This window comes from Bradyrhizobium erythrophlei (genome assembly GCF_042430365.1).
Classification (GTDB): Bacteria; Pseudomonadota; Alphaproteobacteria; order Rhizobiales; family Xanthobacteraceae; genus Bradyrhizobium; species Bradyrhizobium erythrophlei.
Genome location: NZ_JBHMET010000075.1, coordinates 17,353 through 35,872, shown reverse-complemented (window position 1 = coordinate 35,872; position 18,520 = coordinate 17,353). Strand labels below are relative to the sequence as shown.

The window sequence follows — 18,520 nt, the reverse complement described above, 5'->3', positions numbered from 1 at the left end:
AGCCGTACGGCAAATTGCTGACCGACTCGGACTATGGTCCGAGCAGCGGTCAGCTCTCGGAAAAGTAACTCTGAAGCGTGCGGACCTCAAGGTCCCCGGCCCGATAGGCCCGGATCCCCTGCGCGGCCGCCACCGCGCCGGAAAGAGTGGTGTAATACGGCACTTTATGCAAGAGGGCAGCCCGCCGCAGCGAGCGGCTGTCGGCCAGCGCCTGCGGGCCTTCGGTGGTGTTGAACACAAGTTGAACATCGCCGTTGGTGATGGCGTCGACGATATGCGGCCGGCCCTCCAGCACCTTGTTCACCTTTTCTGTCGGCACGCCATGATCCGCGAGGTAGCGCTGGGTGCCCGACGTCGCCATCACCTTGAAGCCGAGCGAGTGCAACAGCCGCACCGCGTCGGCGATGCGCATCTTGTCGTCGCCGCGCACCGAGACGAACACGGTGCCCTGGCGCGGCACGCGCGTGCCGCCGCCGAGCTGGCTCTTGGCGAACGCGACCTCGAACGAGCGGTCGATGCCCATCACTTCGCCGGTCGAGCGCATCTCCGGACCAAGCACGGTGTCGACGCCCGGGAAGCGCGCGAACGGGAATACCGATTCCTTGACGCCGACATGGCCGAGCTCGCGCTTCTTCAGGCCGAAGTCGGCGAGCTTCTCGCCGGCCATGATGCGGGCTGCGATCTTGGCGACCGGCGTGCCGATCACCTTGGCGACGAACGGCACGGTGCGCGAGGCGCGCGGATTGACCTCGAGCACATAGATCTCGCCGTCCTTGATCGCGTATTGCACGTTCATCAGGCCGACCACGTCGAGGCCAAGCGCCAGCTCGCGCGTCTGCCGCTCCAGCTCCTCGAGCGTCTTGGCATCGAGCGAGCGCGGCGGCAGCGAGCAGGCGGAGTCGCCGGAGTGGATGCCGGCTTCCTCGATGTGCTCCATGATCCCGACGACGAAGGTGTTCTTGCCGTCGGAGAGGCAGTCGACGTCGATCTCGGTAGCGTCGGACAAATAGCGGTCGAACAGCAGCGGGTTCTTGCCGAGCACGGTGTTGATCTGCCCGGTCTTGTCGTTCGGGTAGCGTGCCTTGACGTCGGCGGGCACGAGCTCGGGCAGGGTGCCCAGCAGATAGTCGGAGAGCTGGTTCTCCTCGCGGATGATCTGCATTGCGCGGCCGCCGAGCACATAGGACGGACGCACCACCAGCGGCAGGCCGAGATCGGCGGCCACCAGGCGTGCCTGTTCCACCGAATAGGCGATGCCGTTCTTCGGCTGCTTCAGGTGCAGCTTGTCGAGGATGCGCTTGAAGCGGTCGCGGTCTTCCGCGAGGTCGATGGCATCGGGCGAGGTGCCGAGGATCGGCACGTCGGCGGCTTCCAGCGCTCGCGCGAGCTTCAGCGGGGTCTGGCCGCCGAACTGCACGATCACGCCGTGCAGCGTGCCGTTCTTGCGTTCGGTGGCGATGATCTCCAGCACGTCCTCGGCGGTGAGCGGTTCGAAGTAGAGCCGATCGGCGGTGTCGTAGTCGGTCGACACCGTCTCCGGATTGCAGTTGACCATGATGGTTTCGAAGCCGACCTCGTCCAGCGCGAAGCAGGCATGGCAGCAGCAATAGTCGAATTCGATGCCCTGGCCGATGCGGTTCGGGCCGCCGCCGAGGATCACCACCTTCTTCTTGTCCGAGGGGGCGCTCTCGTCGGCGAGCTGGCCGGCGAACGGCGCTTCATAGGTCGAATACATGTACGCGGTGGGGGAAGCGAATTCGGCCGCGCAGGTGTCGATGCGCTTGAACACGGGACGGACACCGAGCGCGTGGCGCTTGGCGGTGACTTCGGCTTCGGTGGTTTCGGTGAGGACCGCGAGCCGCGCGTCGGAGAAGCCCATCGCCTTCAGCATGCGCATGCCGGTACCGTTCGGTGGCAGGCCGTTGGCGCGTACCTTGGCTTCCATCCCGACGATGCCGCGCATCTCGGCGAGGAACCAGGGATCGATCTTGCAGGAGTTGAAGATCTCATCGTTCGACCAGCCGAGCCGCATCGCCTGCGCGACCTGCAGCAGGCGGTTCGGCGTCGGCGTGCCGAGCGCGGCGCGGATCGCGTTCTTGTCGTCGCCGCGGCCGAGCCCCTCGATCTCGATCTCGTCGAGGCCGGTCAGCCCGGTCTCGAGCCCGCGCAGCGCCTTCTGCAGGCTTTCCTGGAAGGTGCGGCCGATCGCCATCACCTCGCCGACCGACTTCATCGAGGTCGTCAGCGTGGAGGAGGCGCCGGGGAATTTTTCGAATGCGAAGCGCGGGATCTTGGTGACGACATAGTCGATCGTCGGCTCGAACGAGGCCGGCGTCGCGCCGCCGGTGATGTCGTTGGCGATCTCGTCCAGCGTATAGCCGATCGCGAGCTTGGCCGCGACCTTGGCGATCGGGAAGCCGGTTGCCTTCGAGGCCAGCGCCGAGGAACGCGACACGCGCGGGTTCATCTCGATCACGACCATGCGGCCGTCGACCGGGTTGATGCCGAACTGGACGTTGGATCCGCCGGTCTCGACCCCGATCTCGCGCAGCACCGCGATCGAGGCGTCGCGCATGATCTGGTATTCCTTGTCGGTCAGCGTCAGCGCCGGCGCCACCGTGATCGAGTCGCCGGTGTGCACGCCCATCGGATCGACGTTCTCGATCGAGCAGATGATGATGCAATTGTCCTTCTTGTCGCGCACCACCTCCATCTCGAACTCTTTCCAGCCGAGAACGGATTCTTCGATCAGCACCTCGTTGGTCGGCGAGGCGTCGAGGCCGCGCTCGATGATGTCGAGGAACTCTTCCTTGTTGTAGGCGATGCCGCCGCCGGTGCCGCCGAGCGTGAAGGAGGGGCGGATGATCGCGGGCAGGCCGACCTCGGAGAGCGCCATCAGCGCTTCGGCGAGGGCCTGCTGCTGGTAGCGCTTGCGGCGCTCGTTCTCGCCGGCCGCCCATTGCCGCTCGAACTCCTCGAGCGCAGCCCCCGACAGCTTGGCGTGATCGGCAAGGTATTTGTCGCGGTCGGCCTTCTTCAGCGCCGAGGCGTTGGCAAGGCGCGACTTCGGCGTCTGTAGCCCGATCTTCTCCATCGCGTTGCGGAACAGCTGGCGGTCCTCGGCCTTGTCGATGGCGTCGGCCGTGGCGCCGATCATCTCGACGTCGAATTTCTCCAGCGTGCCCTGCTTGCGCAGCGACAGCGCGCAGTTCAGCGCGGTCTGGCCGCCCATGGTCGGCAGCAGCGCGAAGCCGCCCGGAATGACGTAGCGTTCCTTCTCGATGATCTTGGCGACGATCTCAGGCGTGATCGGCTCGACATAGGTCGCATCCGCCAGATCGGGGTCGGTCATGATCGTGGCAGGATTGGAGTTGACGAGGACGACCCGATAGCCCTCCTCCTTCAGCGCCTTCACCGACTGCGTGCCGGAATAGTCGAACTCGCAGGCCTGGCCGATCACGATGGGACCGGCGCCGATGATCAGGATGGTGGAGATGTCGGTTCTTTTGGGCATCAGCTCTCGCGGACTGGAATTTGGGCACAAAAAAAGGGCGCGCGTCCCGCGCGTCCCTCGAGCCTAGAAGCGCGATCCCTCGCGCGCGGGTGGTCTTTAGACCAGTTTTTGCACCCGCGAAACCCCCAAAACAGCCCAATCAACCGCGATTTTCCCGCCTTCGCCCGGCGGGCTACGCGGGGCAAGCCCGCCATGGGCGGGCTGGGGCAGGGGATTGGAACTGGGGGTGGCTGGCTTGCCTAGCCGAAGCTGGCGCAGCCAGTGAAGGCTGGAGGCCCGGCCTGGATTTGAACCAGGATAAAGAGCAATGCACTGCTCCCGCGTCGACGCTTCCGCCACCGGGCCGGGCGGAGTGTTGCTGAATATTTCAGCGTCCGCCACGCATCTTTACGATTAACCCTAACGTTCGCTGCAACCTGTGGTCAGTGGTGGGCCACAAAGGTGATTCGCCACGGATTGTGCCCGATGTTGCGTGGCGCGCGCGTGGCGCTGAAGCCGGCCGCGCCGAGCTTTGCGATCATCTCGTCTTCGCCGTAGCGCTGCAGGCCGACCTTGTTGCGCAGTTGCCGGTAATCGGAGAGCGCCGTGCTGATCAGGCCGATCAGCGCGTCGCGCAGGAAGCCGTGCCTCGCGGCGAAACGCAGCAGCGCAAGCACGTCTCTGGTCATGCCGACCTCGGGCCGCAGGATATCGCCGAGCACGAAGCGGCCCGACGGTTTCAGGAGCCGGTGGACCACGTCAAAGGCGGAATCAAGCTCCTGCGGCGTCATGTATTGCGCGACCGAATTCATCACGACGAGGTCGACCGTATCCTCGTCCATCTTCCTGAGATCATCGAGCGAGCGCACGCGGATCTTGGTGTTGGGCGCAAACCGCGCGATCAGCCGGCCGCGCACGCCGGGCGCGGGCTCGGCCAGATAAAGCTTTGCGCAGGCGTCGGCGACCTTCTCCGCCGACAGCGCCTCGCCGCAGGCATAGTCGAGCACCACGGCGTCGGGCGAGGAGATGTAGCCGATGATGTCGCGCGCGATGACCTCAAAATGCAGGTCGCGGTGCAGCCTGCTCGCATAGATCGTATGCGTGGAATCGTAGTAATCGATCCATTCATCCATCGCGTTGGGTGTCCGGCAGGCGGTTCCTGATCCCCAGGAACGGGTGGGTCGGTGCGGGTTACCGTGATGCGTTAGCGGTCCGGCGGCCATTGTTCAATGTGCCGAACTGCGGTTCCTTACAGGAAGGTCCCACACGAACAAAGCCGCACCCTTGTGGGGACTGGCAAGACTTCCCGATATCCGTGCACCAAGCGGTGTGCAAGCCCCGGCGGCTCCGCGGAAAGGTTCAGCGCTTCCACAGCTGCACGAGCGGCCCATCCTTGCCCATCACCGGATCGGTCGCGGGCACCGCGACCAGCGGGATCGTCTTCAGCGCGCGCGCATGGTTCTCCGGCGTCGGCCGTTGCAAATCCATCGGCGGGCCTGGCGGATAGGCGCCGACCACGCAGAAGTCGTCGCTGGTTGACAGGCATTGATGCCCGGTTCCGGCCGGCAGGATCGCGACGTCGCCGGCTGCGATTACGAGCACACGCCCGTGCGCGCCGCCGAACTGCACCCGCGCGTGGCCTGAGGCGACACCCAGCACCTCATGTACCGTCGCGTGGTAATGCGCATAGTCGTAGACGCCGTTGCGCCACATCGCGCCCCAGCCGTTATCGCTGAATAACCGCTCGATCGTGGCCTCAGGATTTTTGCTGACGTCAACGGCGCCCTTGTAGACGAGGAACGGCATCGGGTTGTTCGGCACGAGGCCGTCGTCTTCGAAGACGATGGCAAGCGGCGCGATCCCGGCTTTGACTGCGGACATGGTGGTGTTTCCGCGTGTGGCGATGAGACTACGCGCTGATCAACCCGCTGTCAGGGGCCGATGTTGCCCGATCAAGCCTGCTTCGGTAGCTCGAACACCATGCAGGTCGTTGTCGCATGCGCGAGCAGCAGGCCCTTGTCGTCGGTAATGCGGGCCTCGGCGGTTGCGGCGCGGCGGCCGACGCTGAGCGTGCGGCCCTCGGTGCGGATCTTGCCGGTGTCCTGGCTCATGCCGTCTACGCCAAGGCTTCGACGAGGCCAACGGTCTGGGCGCGCCGAAGCCTTGGCGAAGGCGGCAAGCCCGGCAATGACAAGTCGCGGTCTACGCCGCGCGCTTCTTCGCCCGCATCAGATCCGCAAAGCGCTGGAACAGATAGTGCGAGTCGCGCGGGCCGGGCGAGGCCTCAGGATGGTACTGCACCGAGAACACTGGCTTGCCGTCGAGCGCGATACCGCAGTTCGAGCCGTCGAACAGCGAGATATGGGTCTGGGTCGCGCCCTTGGGCAGCGTTGCCTGGTCGACGGCGAAGCCGTGGTTCATCGAGGTGACCTCGACCTTGCCGGTGGTCTCGTCCTTGACCGGATGATTGGCGCCGTGGTGGCCCTGATGCATCTTCTTGGTCTTGGCGCCGACCGCGAGCCCCAGCATCTGGTGCCCGAGGCAGATGCCGAAGGTCGGCGTGCCCGACTCGATCACCTGCTTGATGACCGGCACGGCATATTTGCCGGTCGCGGCCGGGTCGCCGGGGCCGTTCGACAGGAACACGCCGTCCGGCTTCATCGCCAGGATATCCTCGGCCGCCGTCGTCGCCGGCACCACCGTGATCTTGCAGCCGACGCCGGCGAGCAGGCGCAGGATGTTGCGCTTGATGCCGTAGTCGATCGCGACCACGTTGAACTCGGGCGCGGTCTGCCGGCCGAAGCCTTCGTTCCAGACCCAGGGCGTCTCATCCCAGGTGAAGCGCTGGCCCGAGGTGACCATCGGCACCAGGTCCATGCCCTCGAGGCCCGGCCATTCGCGCGCCTCTTCCTTCAGCCCGTGCAGGTCGAATTCGCCATGCTTCGAATGCGCGATCACGGCATTCGGCATGCCCTTCGAGCGGATCAGCGCGGTCAATGCGCGGGTGTCGATACCGGAGAGGCCGATGATGCCGCGCGCCTTCAGCCACTGGTCGAGGTGGCGGGTGGCGCGGAAGTTCGACGGATCGGTGATCGCGGTGCGCAGGATCACGCCGCGCGCGCCGGGCGTTGCCGCCATGTTCACCGTCTCGATGTCTTCCTCGTTGGTGCCGACATTGCCGATATGCGGGAAGGTGAAGGTGATGATCTGCCCGGCATAGGAGGGATCGGTCAGGATCTCCTCATAGCCGGTCATCGCGGTGTTGAAGCAGACCTCGCCAACGGCGTGGCCTTCCGCGCCAAGACCGAAGCCTTCCAGCACGGTGCCATCGGCGAGCACAAGGAGCGCGGTCGGTTTGTGGTCCGGCCAGGCGGGAGCGTTTTCGGATGTTGTCATGAGCGCCTTAAATAATCGCCGCATCCTGCGGCGTCAAAGCGAAAGGGCGCCGATTCACACGGCTCTACCGGCCGAATTGACAGGCCGGAACGGCCTTTTAATCTAAAGTTCCCTTTGCAGGCCGTTTGCTTGGCGAAAATGACCCGGTTCGGAGCCCGCGCATGGACAACACGATGCCGATTCTGCTCGTTCCGGGCCTGGTCTCCTCGCCCCGGATCTATGCCCCAGTCATCCCGGCGCTGTGGCGGTTCGGGCCGGTCACGGTCGCCAACCACATCCGCGACGACAATATGGGCGCGATCGCGCGGCGGATCCTGGCCGAGGCGCCGCCGCGCTTCGCGCTCGCCGGCCATTCGATGGGCGGCTACATCGCCTTCGAGATCATGCGCCAGGCGCCGGAGCGGGTCGCAAAGCTCGCGCTGATCAACACCCAGGCCCGGCCCGACACCCCCGAAGCGACCGCGCGCCGCCGCGGCATGATCGAGCGCGCGAAAGCCGGCGACTATCGCGGCGTGCTCGACGACCTCTTCCCGGGCTTCGTGCATCCGTCGCGGCGCGAGGACGCGAGCCTGCGCCAGCTCGTCCACGACATGGGCGAGGACGTCGGCGCCGAGGCCTTCATCCGTCAGCTCACCGCCGTGATCGGCCGGCCGGACTCGCGGCCGGCGCTCGCCTGGATCAAGTGTCCGACGCTGGTGCTGACCGGCGACGAGGACAACACCATCCCCAATTCGCTGTCGTCGGAGATGGCCAACGGCATTCCCGGCGCCAAGCTCGTCGTCCTGCCGAACTGCGGACACTTGCCGCAGCCGGAGCAGCCGCAGGCCTGCGCGGACGCGCTGGTCGCGTGGCTGCGGGATTGAGGTCGTTGGAGACGGAGCGGATGTCGCCGGCGCGCACGGGCAAGCGCGTCAAGCCGACAGCCTTGAGGCCGCGGGAGAATAATCAATCCAGGGAGGAGGCTTCGATGATCGGTCGTTCGACAATGGTCGGTGTGATGCTGGCTGCAACGATGGGGCTCGGCGCGGAGGCCGCGCTGGCGCAGCAACAGCCGCCGCTGAGTGCCGCGGACTCCGACCCCGTGAAGATGGGCTGGATGGTGGGCTCGCCGCCACCCGCGGACAGACTGATCCAGTTCTCCAACGGCTCGCACTTCACCTTTCCGCAGACACGCTGGTCGTTTGCAAACTTTCGCCGCTTCCTGCCGACGAGCACCATCTGGCGCGGCGATCACGCCGCGTCGCCGCTGCCGCGCGCGGAGCGCAAAGACATCGACGCCGTCAGCTTCCAGCCGCTCGGCCAGACCGGGACCATGACGTGGGCGGATTCGCTCGCGGCCAACTACACCGACGCGATCATCGTCCTGCACAGGGGCAAGGTCGTGTACGAGCGCTATCTCGGCGTGATGGACCCGCACGCCACGCACATCGCGATGTCGGTGACGAAGTCCTTCTTCGGCACGCTTGGCGCCGTCCTGGTCGCTGAGGGCAAGCTCGATGAAAAGGCCCCGGTTTCGAAATACATTCGCGAGCTCAAGGACACGGCTTACGGCGATGCCACCGTGCGGCAGGTGCTGGATATGACGGTCGGCGTCAAATATTCCGAGAACTACGCCGATCCGAAGGCGGAGATCTTCGATCACATAAGATCAGGTGGCCTCGTGCCGCGCCCGCCCGGCTATGCCGGGCCGACGAGCTTCTACGGCTTCCTCAAGACGTTGCAGAAGGAAGGCCAGCACGGCGAGGCGTTCGCCTACAAGACCGTCAACAGCGACGTGCTCGGCTGGCTGATCCGCCGCGCGTCCGGGCAGACCGTCGGCCAGCTGTTGTCCGAACGCATCTGGCAGAAGCTCGGAATGGAGCAGGATGCCTACATGCTGATCGACAGCGAGGGAACGGAATTTGCGGGTGGTGGCTTGAACGCGGCCGTCCGGGACCTGGCGCGGTTCGGCGAAATGATGCGGCTCGGCGGAACGTATCACGGGCAGCAGATCGTGCCGAAGACCGTCGTCGACGACATCCGCAATGGCGGCCGGAAATCCGATTTCGAGAAGGCCGGCTACAAGACGCTTCCGGGCTGGAGCTACCGCGACATGTGGTGGGTCACCCACAACAAGCACGGTGCGTTCATGGCGCGCGGCGTCAACGGCCAGTCGATCTATATCGATCCCAAGGCCGAGATGGTGATCGCACGGTTCGGCTCGCACCCGATGGCGGCCAACGCCTACAACGACCCGACGACGCTGCCGGCGTTCCATGCGCTCGCCAAGCATCTGATGCGGTGACATTGCCAGCGCCGGCTGGCCGCCGGTGCGAACGCCGGGCGACGTGAGACCTGCCTGCCTCGGTTCTGGGATCCCCGGGACCGAGGCATAAGTGTTGTTCTGGCCGCGCGAAGGGCTTAAGTGAGCATCCGTGTCAGACGAGAGGACATCAGGATGCTGCGCGACGACATCAACAATGCGGTCAAGGAGGCCATGAAGGCGAAGGACGAGCGCAAGCTCTCCACGCTGCGCATGGTAAATTCGACCATCAAGAACGCCGACATCGACGCGCGCGGGCAGGGCAAGCCGCCGCTCTCGGACGCGGACCTGCTGGGCCTCTTGCAGAAGATGATCAAGCAGCGCCAGGAATCGGTCGAGCTCTATGACAAGGGCGGCCGCGCCGAGCTCGCCGCGCAGGAGCGCGAGGAGATCGCGGTGATCTCCGCCTATTTGCCGAAGCAGATGTCCGACGACGAGGTGAAGGCTGCGATCTCGGCCATCATCGCCGAGACCGGCGCCGCCGGCATCAAGGACATGGGCAAGGTGATCGGTGCGCTGAAGGCGAAATATGCCGGCCAGATGGATTTCGGCAAGGCCAGCGGCCTGGTGAAGGCCGCGCTGTCGGGCTAGCCGCTCGTCCCTGCGGCTTGCGGCGCAAGGTGCCGCGGGCCGGACTGCGGGAACCTTTCCGCTTACGGCGCATCTGACGGGCATAACCTCGTGATGACACCGTAGTGGAAAGGCCCCCCATGAGCCCGATTGTGCATACCCTGGATCGTGCAAGAGCTGTCCAGACCGAGTCCGAGAAGCCCACCCGCGCCGAAGTCGAAGCCGCAGTCCGCACGATCATCCGCTGGACAGGGGACGATCCCGGGCGCGACGGATTGCTTGAAACTCCTGCGCGCGTGACGCGTTCGTTCGAGGAGTTCTTCGCGGGTTACGATCAGCGCCCGGCGGAGATCCTGGAAAAGACCTTCGAGGAGATCGAAGGCTACGACGAAATGATCGCCTTGCGAGGCATCCGCTTCGAGAGCCACTGCGAGCATCATATGGCGCCGATCATCGGTCAGGCCTGGGTGGCCTACATCCCGAACGGCCGCGTGGTCGGCATCAGCAAGCTTGCGCGGGTGGTCGACGTCTATGCCCGGCGCTTGCAGATCCAGGAAAAGATGACGGCGCAGATCGCCAACACCGTCAACGACGTCTTGAAGCCCCAGGGTGTCGGCGTCATCATCAAGGCGTCGCATCACTGCATGACCACCCGCGGCGTGCACAAACCGGGCACCGATCTTGTCACCAGCCGCATGCTGGGTTGCTTTCGCGACAATGCATTGACCCGCCAGGAATTCCTCGGAATGGCGGTTTGAGGCAGCACAGGGCAGTGGAGGAATGACATGTCCGATCAACAAGCCCCGCCAGCCGGCCCCGATCTCTCCCAAGGCGTCGCTCTGAGCGAATTCTCGGGCGCGGTCCTGTTGGGCCATGTCGGCGATGAGCAGGTGCTTCTGGTGCGTTCGGGGGTGGAGATCTTCGCCATCGACGCCCATTGCACCCATTATCATGGACCGCTCGCCGAGGGCCTTGTCGACGGCGAGATCATCCGCTGCCCGTGGCATCACGCGTGTTTTGATGTGCGGACTGGTGAAGCGAGCGGGGCGCCCGCCTTCAATCCGGTCGCGGTCTGGAAGGTCGAGCTGCAGGGTGACCGCATTTTTGTGCGCGAAAAGCGCGAGCAGCCCAAACCCCGCGTCAAGGGCGCGCTCGATGCGCCCGGCAGGATCGTGATTGTCGGCGGCGGTGCGGCAGGCTTTGCCGCCGCCGAGATGCTGCGGCGGCAGGACTATCGCGGCAGCATCGTCATGCTGAGCAGCGAGGCCGCGCCGCCGGTGGATCGGCCGAACCTGTCAAAGGACTATCTCGCCGGCAGCGCGCCGGAAGATTGGGTGCCGCTGCGGCCGGATGATTATTACACCGAAGCCAAGATCGACCTGCGGCTCAACACGGAAGTCGCATCGATCGACGTGAAGGCGAAGGCCGTCGTGCTGAGCGATGGCAAGACTGTTCCCTACGATCGCCTGCTGCTGGCGACCGGCGCCGAACCGCTGCGACTGCCGATTCCCGGCGCGGACCAGCCGCATGTTCATACCCTGCGTTCGCTGGCCGATAGCCGGGCGATCATTGCCACCGCCGACGGCGCGCGCCGCGCCGTCGTGATTGGCGCCAGCTTCATCGGGCTTGAGGTCGCGGCCAGCCTGCGCGCCCGGAACATCGAGGTTCATGTCGTCGGCCTCGAGGCGCGGCCGATGGAACGCGTGCTCGGACCTGAAATGGGCGACTTCGTCCGCGCCCTGCACGAGGAGCACGGCGTCGTCTTTCATCTGGGCGATACTGTCGCCGCGATCGACGGCAGGCATGCGACGCTCAAAAGCGGTGCTGTGATCGACCCCGATCTCGTGGTGGTCGGTGTTGGCGTGCGGCCACGGCTTGCGCTCGCCGAGAAGTGCGGGCTTGTTATCGATCGCGGCGTGGCGGTCAACGCCTATCTCGAAACCAGCGTCCCCGACATCTTTGCTGCGGGCGATATCGCGCGGTGGCCCGACCCGCATTCCCGTCAAAATATCCGTGTCGAGCACTGGGTGGTGGCGGAGCGCCAGGGCCAGGCCGCCGCCCGCAACATGCTGGGTCAGCGCGAGGTCTTCGATGACGTGCCGTTCTTCTGGAGCCAGCACTATGATGTGCCGATCAACTATGTCGGTCACGCCGAAAAGTGGGATGAAATCGCCATCGACGGCGATATCGCCGCGAAAGATTGCTTGCTGAAATACAAGGGCGGCGGCCGCGTGCTTGCGGTTGCCTCGATCTATCGCAATCTCGCCAGCCTTGAGGCTGAGCTGGCGATGGAGCGGGGAGAGCACCTTGATCGATAGAGGCACTGGTGAGCCAAAAAGCCTCCTCGTCGTCATGCCCGGGCTTGTCCCGGGCATCCACGTCTTTACAATCGGCGTAAACAAAAACATCGATGGCCGGGGCAAGCCCGGTCATGACGAGGGACGGAAACGACACGCATCATGCTTCAGGAAGCCGCAACCTACGACGAGCTCTACCGCAACTTCCGCTGGGAGATTCCGGCGCGCTTCAATATCGCGACCGCCTGCTGCGACCGCCATGCCGACGGCTCGGGGCGGCTCGCGCTGGTCGATGTCGATGAGGACGGCGGCACCACGCGCACCACCTTCGACGAGGTCGCGGACGCCTCGCGCCGCTTCGCCAATGTGCTGAAGGCCGACGGGACCGAGCGCGGCGACCGCGTCGCGGTGTTCCTGTCGCAATCGCTCGAACTGCCGGTCGCGCATCTCGCCGCGTTCCGTTCGGCTGTCATCTCGATCCCGCTGTTTGCGCTGTTCGGCGAGGACGCGCTCGAATTCCGCCTGTCGAACTCCGCCGCCAAGGCCGTCATCACCGACGAGGCCGGCTGGGAGAAGATCGCCAAGATCCGCGATCGCCTGCCCGACCTGAAGACGGTCTATGTCGTCGGCGAGCGCACGCCGGAGGGCGCAAAATCGTTCTGGTCTGCGATCAGGCAGGCCTCGCCCGACTTTGCGACCGTCGATACCGCGGCCGACGATCCCGGCCTGATCATCTACACGTCAGGCACGACGGGAAATCCAAAGGGCGCGCTGCATGCGCACCGCGTCGTGCTCGGCCATCTGCCCAATGTCGAGATGTGCCACAACTTCCTGCCCCGGCCCGGCGACCTGATGTGGACGCCGGCGGACTGGGCCTGGATCGGCGGGCTGATCAACGGCCTGTTCGCGTTCTGGTATCACGGCATTCCGCTGGTTGGTCACCGCGCCCGCAAGTTCGAGCCGCAGGCGGCGATGCAGATGATGGCCGAGCTTGGCATCCGCAACGTGTTCCTGCCGCCGACCGCGCTGAAGCTGATGCGGCAGGCCAATGTGAAGAACCCGGGCGTCAAGCTGCGCAGCATCTTCACCGGTGGCGAGTCGCTCGGTGGCGAACTGCTCGGCTGGGTGCGCGAGACGTTCGACATCGATGCGCATGAGGTGTTCGGCCAGACTGAATGTAATCTCGTGATCGGCTCCAATTCCAACCTGTTTCCGATCCGCCACGGCGCGATGGGCCGCGCCACGCCCGGCTTCGACGTTCGCATCGTCAACGACAAGGGCGAGGAACTGCCGCGCGGACAGCGCGGCATCATCGGTGTGCGGCAGCCGTGCCCCTGCACCATGATCGAGTACTGGCGCAATCCGGAGGCGACCGCGAAGAAATATGCCGGCGAGTTCCTGCTTACCGGCGATCTCGGCGTCCAGGACGAGGATGGTTACTTCTGGTACGTCAGCCGCGAGGATGACGTCATCACCACCGCCGGCTACCGCGTCGGCCCGTCCGAGATCGAGCATACGTTGATGAAGCATCCGGCGGTCGCGATGTCCGCCGTGGTCGGCATCCCCGATCCGATCCGCACCGAGTCAATCAAGGCCTGGATCGTGCTGCGCCCGGGCTACGCCCCGAGCGACGCGCTGGCGCGCGAGATCCAGGAATTCGTCAAGATCCAGCTCGCCGCGCACGAATACCCGCGCTTCGTGCAGTTCGCCGACAGCCTGCCGATGACGGCGACGGGAAAGGTGCTGCGGCGCGAGCTGCGCGCGCTGGGGTAACGACAACTCCGACCGTCGTCCCGGCCTTCGCCGGGACGACGCCTACATCGGCATCGGGATCCCGAGCTCCTTCAGCGCCGCCAGCATGCGTTGCGGCGGCTGCATCGGGATCACCATGGCCTTGCCGCTCTCCAAGAGGCTCTTGAGACTGGAAAGGATCGCGGGCCAGCCGGCGCGGCCGCCGGAGAGGATGTCGTCGCTGATCGGGCGGTCATGCGACTGCAAGAGCGTCAGCTTCACGCCATCGCCGGCCGGCTCGATCTCGTAGGTGACGAGCGTTGGCCCGAGCTTCTCGACGAGCTCAGGCCAGTTGACGTTGAAGGTAACGGTCAGTCGCGCCTCAAGGGATCGCATTCGATCACCTCCCCGGAGATATGCAGCGCGCCGGCCGGCGTGCGCACGATGAAGGCGCCGCCGACCTTCAGCTCGACCTCGACCGCATGGCCGGAAAAATATTGCCGGCTGAATTCGGCCTGGGTCAGCGCCTGCCACACCTTCTCCGGCGTTGACGCAATGTAGATGGTGTAGACGATCGCCGGCTTGAATTTCTCGATGTTCATGTCCGAACGCACCCTTCGATAGATTTTCATGGTCATTCGAAGCCTTCGTCACTCGATGCCCTCGATCCCGAGCGCAGCGAGCGGAATCGCGACCGCCTTGCCGGTCTCGAGCAGGCTCTTCAGTCCCGACAGGATCGCGGGCCAGCCCTTGGAGATGCCGTCGAGCAGTTTGCTGCCGACACCGAAGCCTTCATGCGTCACGGTCAGCTTGACGAGATTGCCGTAGGGTTCGAGCGTGAAGACGACCTTCGTCGCCGGCTCCTTGCGCATCTCTTCGTCAAGCTCGTGCTTGAACGTGTAGGCGAGGCGTCGCGGCCGGTCGATCTCGAGGATCCTGCCGGTGTCGGTGGTTTGGCCGCCCATCACGAGCGCAACGGGCGAGCCGACCTTCCAGTCGGACCGGACCTCGGTGTCGAACCAGTACTGCCGCGTGAACTCGCTCTTGGTCAGCGCGTCCCACAGTTTTTCCGGCGTGGTCTCGATATAGGTGACGTAGATGAATTCGGGCTTAGGCATTGGAGGCCTCCTTTGCGCCGCTCGAAGGCAGCTCGGCCGGCAGCTCGCGTCCGGTCTCGAGGAAGCTCTTCAGGCTTGCGATCACCATCGGCCAGCCGCTGGAGATGTCGCGCAGCGTCTTGGGACCGAGATCATCGTGCGTCACGGTCAGCTTGACGACCCGACCGCGCGGCTCGATGTCGAAGGTCACGCGCGAAACCTGCTCGCGCTCGACGCCTTCCTTCACCACGTCCCAGCTGTAGGCGAGCTTCTTCGGCGGGTCTGCGACCAGCACCTCGCCCTGAACGGCGCGGCTGCCGTCCTTGGAGAAATGGTAGGGCGAACCGACCTTCCAGTCGGACGTGATGCGATAACCGAACCAGTAGCGCTCGGTGAAATCGCTTGATGTCAGCGCGTGCCACAGCTGTTCCGCGGTGGTCTCGACATAGGTGACGTAGACGAATTCCGGCTTACTCATCACGCTTCTCCAATTGCCGTTTCAACTCACTGAGCGCGGCAAGTTTCCCGCGCTCGAATTTCTTGATCCACCGCTCGCCGATCTGATGGATCGGAACCGGGTTGAGGTAATGCAGCTTCTCGCGGCCGTGCTTGTAGGTGGTGACGAGGTCGGCCTCTTCGAGAATGACAAGGTGCTTGGTCACGGCCTGACGCGTCATGTCGAGGCCGTCGCAGAGCTCGTTGAGCGTCTGTCCATTCCTGGCGTGAAGCCGGTCGAGCAGCGTTCGCCGTGAGGCGTCCGCGAGCGCTTTGAAGACTTCATCCATGGTCGGAATAATAGGCAACCAAATGGTTGCATGTCAAGAGCGTGTGTTTGGACGTGTGGTCCGGCGTGCTATCGTCCTGTCAGCCAACGCAGATTGGTCTGGAACAAGGGGTGGTACGCATGGGTGGTCGCGTCACGGCGGTTTGCTGCATGTTTGCGTTCGGCCTGCTCGCGTGCGGCGTCAGTGCAGAGCCACAAACCATCGGCGCGCCGCCGGAAGTCTCCAACATGAGGCTGGTCGGAACCAATGATCTGCAGGCGCGTAGCGCCTACCAGCCGACCATCCATCACCAGGGCAACCGCTGGGTCGCCTATATCGGCCATCACGGCGGCACCGACGACATTCCCGACCCCGTCAATCCGATGACTGGCAAGGCCGAGCCCAACGGCACCTCGATCGTCGACGTCACCGATCCCGCGCACCCGAAATATCTGCGGCACATTCCCGGGCAGGAAGGCAAATACGAATCCGGTGGCGCGCAGATGGTGCGCGTGTGCGACGGCAAGGACCTGCCGAAGGGTGATCGCAATGCGGTCTACATGCTGCGCACCTTCGGCAGCGAGGCGCATGAGATCTGGAACGTCGCAGATCCCGATAATCCGGTGCTCGTCACGCGGATCGGCGGCCTGAAGGACACCCACAAGAGCTGGTGGGAATGCGACACCGGAATCGCCTTCCTGGTGTCGGGCGCGCCGGACTGGCGCACGCGGCGCATGACCCAGGTCTACGATCTCTCCGATCCGGCGCATCCCGTGAAGATCAGGGATTTCGGCCTGCCCGGGCAGGAGCCGGGGTCGACCGGCGCAGTTCCGACCGAGCTGCACGGGCCGATCTCGACCGGGCCGAGGGGCAATCGCGTCTATTTTGGCTATGGCACCAACAAGGGCGGCTTCCTGCAGATCGTCGATCGCGACAAGCTGTTGAACGGGCCGAAGGACCCGACACCGGCGAATCTGACATTCCCGGAGATCGCGCAGATGCCGATGTCGGCGCTCAACGGCGCGCACACCACGTTCCCGATGCCGGGCATGCCGGTCGCGGAATTCGCGCGCGACAAGGACGGCAAGACGCGCGACATCGTCATGATCGTCGACGAGGCGATACTGAACGAATGCGGCGAGGCGCGGCAGATGGTGTGGTTCGCCGACGTCACGACCGAGGCGCGCCCGATGGTGATCTCGAGCTACACCGTGCCGGAAGCCTCCGGTGCGTTCTGCGAGCGCGGCGGCCGCTTCGGCTCGCATTCGTCGAACGAGAGCATGGCGCCGGTCTACTACAAGAAGATGGCGTTCATCGCCTTCTTCAACGCCGGCGTCCGCGCGCTCGATATCCGCGATCCCTATCATCCGAAGGAAGTCGGTTCCTTCATCCCGTCGATCACGCAGGCGACCGACAAGCGCTGCGTGACCGTCGACGGCAAGGAGCGCTGCAAGGTGGCGATCCAGACCAACAATGTCGAGACCGACGAACGCGGCTACATCTATGCGGTCGACCGCGCCAACACCGGCCTGCATATCCTCGAACTGACTGGCGATGCGCGGGCCGTCGCCGGCCTGCCGTGAGGACTATATGATGCGCCAATGGCCGATCTTCGTGGCGGCGCTTCTCGCACTCAGCGGCCTCTCCGCCGTTGCAGCCTATGAGCTAACGACGCTGCGCACGGGCGATTGGCAGGAGATCGCCTGGCCATTCCCGCGCGACGGCTGGCCCGCCGGCCGCGCCTTCCGCTGCGGCGCCGCGGAGTGCGGCGGCGTCGAGGTCTATGTCCGGCCCAAGTTCGGCTTCTGCAACTGCACCACCGGTGTCGCCGATGACGATGAGGTCGATCGCGTCGCCGATGTCGACATGATCAGCGCGCGATTTGCGCCGCTGAAGACGGGCGACGTCGTGCGTGTCGTTGATATGTCCGGACGGATCAGGGCCTACGATCTCGACATGCCCGACGGGCGCCGCTCCGCAATCGGCATCGCGGTGTCGCGCCGCTGCGATCTGCTGGTGGCGGCGGCGCAGGGCAGGGGTGATGCGGCACAGGTGCAGCGGGCAGCGTTGAGGTTCTTGGAATCCGGTGAGCTGAAACAATGGTTAGCTGACGCAATGGGCCGTTGAGCAGTTTATCTTCCTACCTCTCCCCGCAAGAGCGGGGCGAGGTAGCGGAGCGGCTTCCATCTCGTCCACTCACATGCATAATGTTAGGAAAGAACGAAAGAGCCCCCCATGTCCCTGCAAGCCTATCTCGCCTTTGTCGCCGCCTGCATTGCGCTGGCGCTGTTGCCCGGTCCGATCGTCACGCTGGTCATCGCCAATGGCCTGCGTCACGGCACGCGCGCCGCGCTTACCAATGTGCTCGGCGCGCAGGCTGGGCTCGCGATCGTGATCGGCGTCGTCGCGATCGGCCTGACCTCGCTGATGGCGACGATGGGGTACTGGTTCGACTGGGTGCGCTTTGCCGGCGCCGCCTATCTGGTGTGGCTCGGCATCAAGCTGATCCGCTCGCCGGTCGAGGGCGTCAACACCGACGAGCCGCCTCCGCCGCCGCGCGGCGGCTTCTTCCTGCAGGGTTTTCTGGTGCTGCTCTCGAACCCAAAGGTGCTGGTGTTCTTCGGCGCCTTCATTCCGCAGTTCATGGACATGAGCAAGCCGCACTTTCCGCAGGTGGCGCTGCTCGGTGTCACCTTCATGGTGACCGCCGTCATGACCGACGCGCTCTATGCCCTGCTGGCCGGGCGGGCCCGCAAATTCTTCTCCAAGCAGCGGACCCGCCTGATGTCGCGCATCTCCGGCGGCTTCATGATCGGCGGCGGCATCTGGCTGGCGCTGACGCGGGCGCGATAGATTTCATCGCGCTTTGC

16 protein-coding genes, 1 tRNA gene and 2 pseudogenes are annotated in these 18,520 nt (G+C 64.9%); 9 read left to right on the top strand and 10 right to left on the bottom strand.

Features of this window, described 5'->3' with window-relative positions; genetic code table 11:
* Positions 1-49 precede the first annotated feature (49 nt).
* From carB to carA, 6 genes and pseudogenes are all read right to left on the bottom strand, one after another.
* Complete coding sequence (gene carB / locus ACFFWD_RS14105; protein ID WP_376965994.1) at positions 50-3,514, bottom strand: carbamoyl-phosphate synthase large subunit; 3,465 nt, start codon at positions 3,512-3,514, stop codon at positions 50-52.
* A gap of 269 nt (positions 3,515-3,783) precedes the next feature.
* Positions 3,784-3,859: transfer RNA gene (locus ACFFWD_RS14100), tRNA-Ala, on the bottom strand.
* Positions 3,860-3,936: 77 nt separating this feature from the next.
* On the bottom strand, positions 3,937-4,626 hold the full coding sequence (locus ACFFWD_RS14095) for a class I SAM-dependent methyltransferase (RefSeq protein WP_376965992.1): 690 nt from the start codon (positions 4,624-4,626) through the stop codon (positions 3,937-3,939).
* 226 nt (positions 4,627-4,852) lie between these two features.
* Entirely contained in the window at positions 4,853-5,374 is a 522-nt protein-coding gene (locus ACFFWD_RS14090; RefSeq protein WP_376965990.1) for a cupin domain-containing protein, read from the bottom strand.
* A 71-nt stretch (positions 5,375-5,445) separates the two neighbouring features.
* Positions 5,446-5,613 (bottom strand): annotated as a pseudogene (locus ACFFWD_RS14085) (hotdog family protein); the annotation flags it as partial.
* Between the two features lie 82 nt (positions 5,614-5,695).
* The gene (gene carA / locus ACFFWD_RS14080) at positions 5,696-6,889 is read right to left on the bottom strand and encodes a glutamine-hydrolyzing carbamoyl-phosphate synthase small subunit (RefSeq protein WP_376965988.1); all 1,194 of its coding nucleotides are present in this window, start codon (positions 6,887-6,889) and stop codon (positions 5,696-5,698) included.
* 161 nt (positions 6,890-7,050) lie between these two features.
* Here carA and ACFFWD_RS14075 point away from each other — a divergent pair, with 161 nt between their 5' ends.
* From ACFFWD_RS14075 to ACFFWD_RS14050, 6 genes are all read left to right on the top strand, one after another.
* On the top strand, positions 7,051-7,752 hold the full coding sequence (locus ACFFWD_RS14075; protein WP_376965986.1) for an alpha/beta fold hydrolase: 702 nt from the start codon (positions 7,051-7,053) through the stop codon (positions 7,750-7,752).
* A 104-nt stretch (positions 7,753-7,856) separates the two neighbouring features.
* On the top strand, positions 7,857-9,173 hold the full coding sequence (locus tag ACFFWD_RS14070; RefSeq protein ID WP_376965984.1) for a serine hydrolase domain-containing protein: 1,317 nt from the start codon (positions 7,857-7,859) through the stop codon (positions 9,171-9,173).
* A 153-nt stretch (positions 9,174-9,326) separates the two neighbouring features.
* The gene (locus ACFFWD_RS14065; protein ID WP_376966048.1) at positions 9,327-9,782 is read left to right on the top strand and encodes a GatB/YqeY domain-containing protein; all 456 of its coding nucleotides are present in this window, start codon (positions 9,327-9,329) and stop codon (positions 9,780-9,782) included.
* A gap of 119 nt (positions 9,783-9,901) precedes the next feature.
* Positions 9,902-10,519 carry a GTP cyclohydrolase I FolE gene (gene folE / locus ACFFWD_RS14060; protein ID WP_376965982.1) on the top strand — a complete coding sequence of 206 codons (618 nt, stop codon included), beginning with the start codon at positions 9,902-9,904 and terminating at the stop codon, positions 10,517-10,519.
* Positions 10,520-10,546: 27 nt separating this feature from the next.
* On the top strand, positions 10,547-12,079 hold the full coding sequence (locus tag ACFFWD_RS14055; protein WP_376965980.1) for an FAD-dependent oxidoreductase: 1,533 nt from the start codon (positions 10,547-10,549) through the stop codon (positions 12,077-12,079).
* Positions 12,080-12,220: 141 nt separating this feature from the next.
* Positions 12,221-13,831 carry an acyl-CoA synthetase gene (locus ACFFWD_RS14050; RefSeq protein WP_376965978.1) on the top strand — a complete coding sequence of 537 codons (1,611 nt, stop codon included), beginning with the start codon at positions 12,221-12,223 and terminating at the stop codon, positions 13,829-13,831.
* A 42-nt stretch (positions 13,832-13,873) separates the two neighbouring features.
* Here ACFFWD_RS14050 and ACFFWD_RS14045 read toward each other — a convergent pair.
* From ACFFWD_RS14045 to ACFFWD_RS14030, 4 genes and pseudogenes are all read right to left on the bottom strand, one after another.
* Positions 13,874-14,391, bottom strand: a pseudogene (locus ACFFWD_RS14045) (SRPBCC family protein).
* Between the two features lie 48 nt (positions 14,392-14,439).
* Positions 14,440-14,907 carry an SRPBCC family protein gene (locus tag ACFFWD_RS14040; RefSeq protein WP_376965976.1) on the bottom strand — a complete coding sequence of 156 codons (468 nt, stop codon included), beginning with the start codon at positions 14,905-14,907 and terminating at the stop codon, positions 14,440-14,442.
* Entirely contained in the window at positions 14,900-15,364 is a 465-nt protein-coding gene (locus ACFFWD_RS14035) for an SRPBCC family protein (protein WP_376965974.1), read from the bottom strand. The genes ACFFWD_RS14040 and ACFFWD_RS14035 overlap by 8 nt, the downstream gene beginning before the upstream one ends.
* The gene (locus ACFFWD_RS14030; RefSeq protein WP_376965972.1) at positions 15,357-15,671 is read right to left on the bottom strand and encodes an ArsR/SmtB family transcription factor; all 315 of its coding nucleotides are present in this window, start codon (positions 15,669-15,671) and stop codon (positions 15,357-15,359) included. The genes ACFFWD_RS14035 and ACFFWD_RS14030 overlap by 8 nt, the downstream gene beginning before the upstream one ends.
* Positions 15,672-15,790: 119 nt before the next feature.
* Between ACFFWD_RS14030 and ACFFWD_RS14025 the strand changes: the two genes are divergently transcribed.
* The 3 genes from ACFFWD_RS14025 (at position 15,791) to ACFFWD_RS14015 (ending at position 18,503) form a co-directional block, all read left to right on the top strand.
* On the top strand, positions 15,791-17,233 hold the full coding sequence (locus ACFFWD_RS14025; protein WP_376965970.1) for an LVIVD repeat-containing protein: 1,443 nt from the start codon (positions 15,791-15,793) through the stop codon (positions 17,231-17,233).
* Between the two features lie 7 nt (positions 17,234-17,240).
* Complete coding sequence (locus tag ACFFWD_RS14020; RefSeq protein WP_376965968.1) at positions 17,241-17,777, top strand: hypothetical protein; 537 nt, start codon at positions 17,241-17,243, stop codon at positions 17,775-17,777.
* Positions 17,778-17,885: 108 nt separating this feature from the next.
* Positions 17,886-18,503 carry a LysE family translocator gene (locus ACFFWD_RS14015; RefSeq protein ID WP_376965966.1) on the top strand — a complete coding sequence of 206 codons (618 nt, stop codon included), beginning with the start codon at positions 17,886-17,888 and terminating at the stop codon, positions 18,501-18,503.
* The last annotated feature ends 17 nt before the right edge of the window (positions 18,504-18,520 follow it).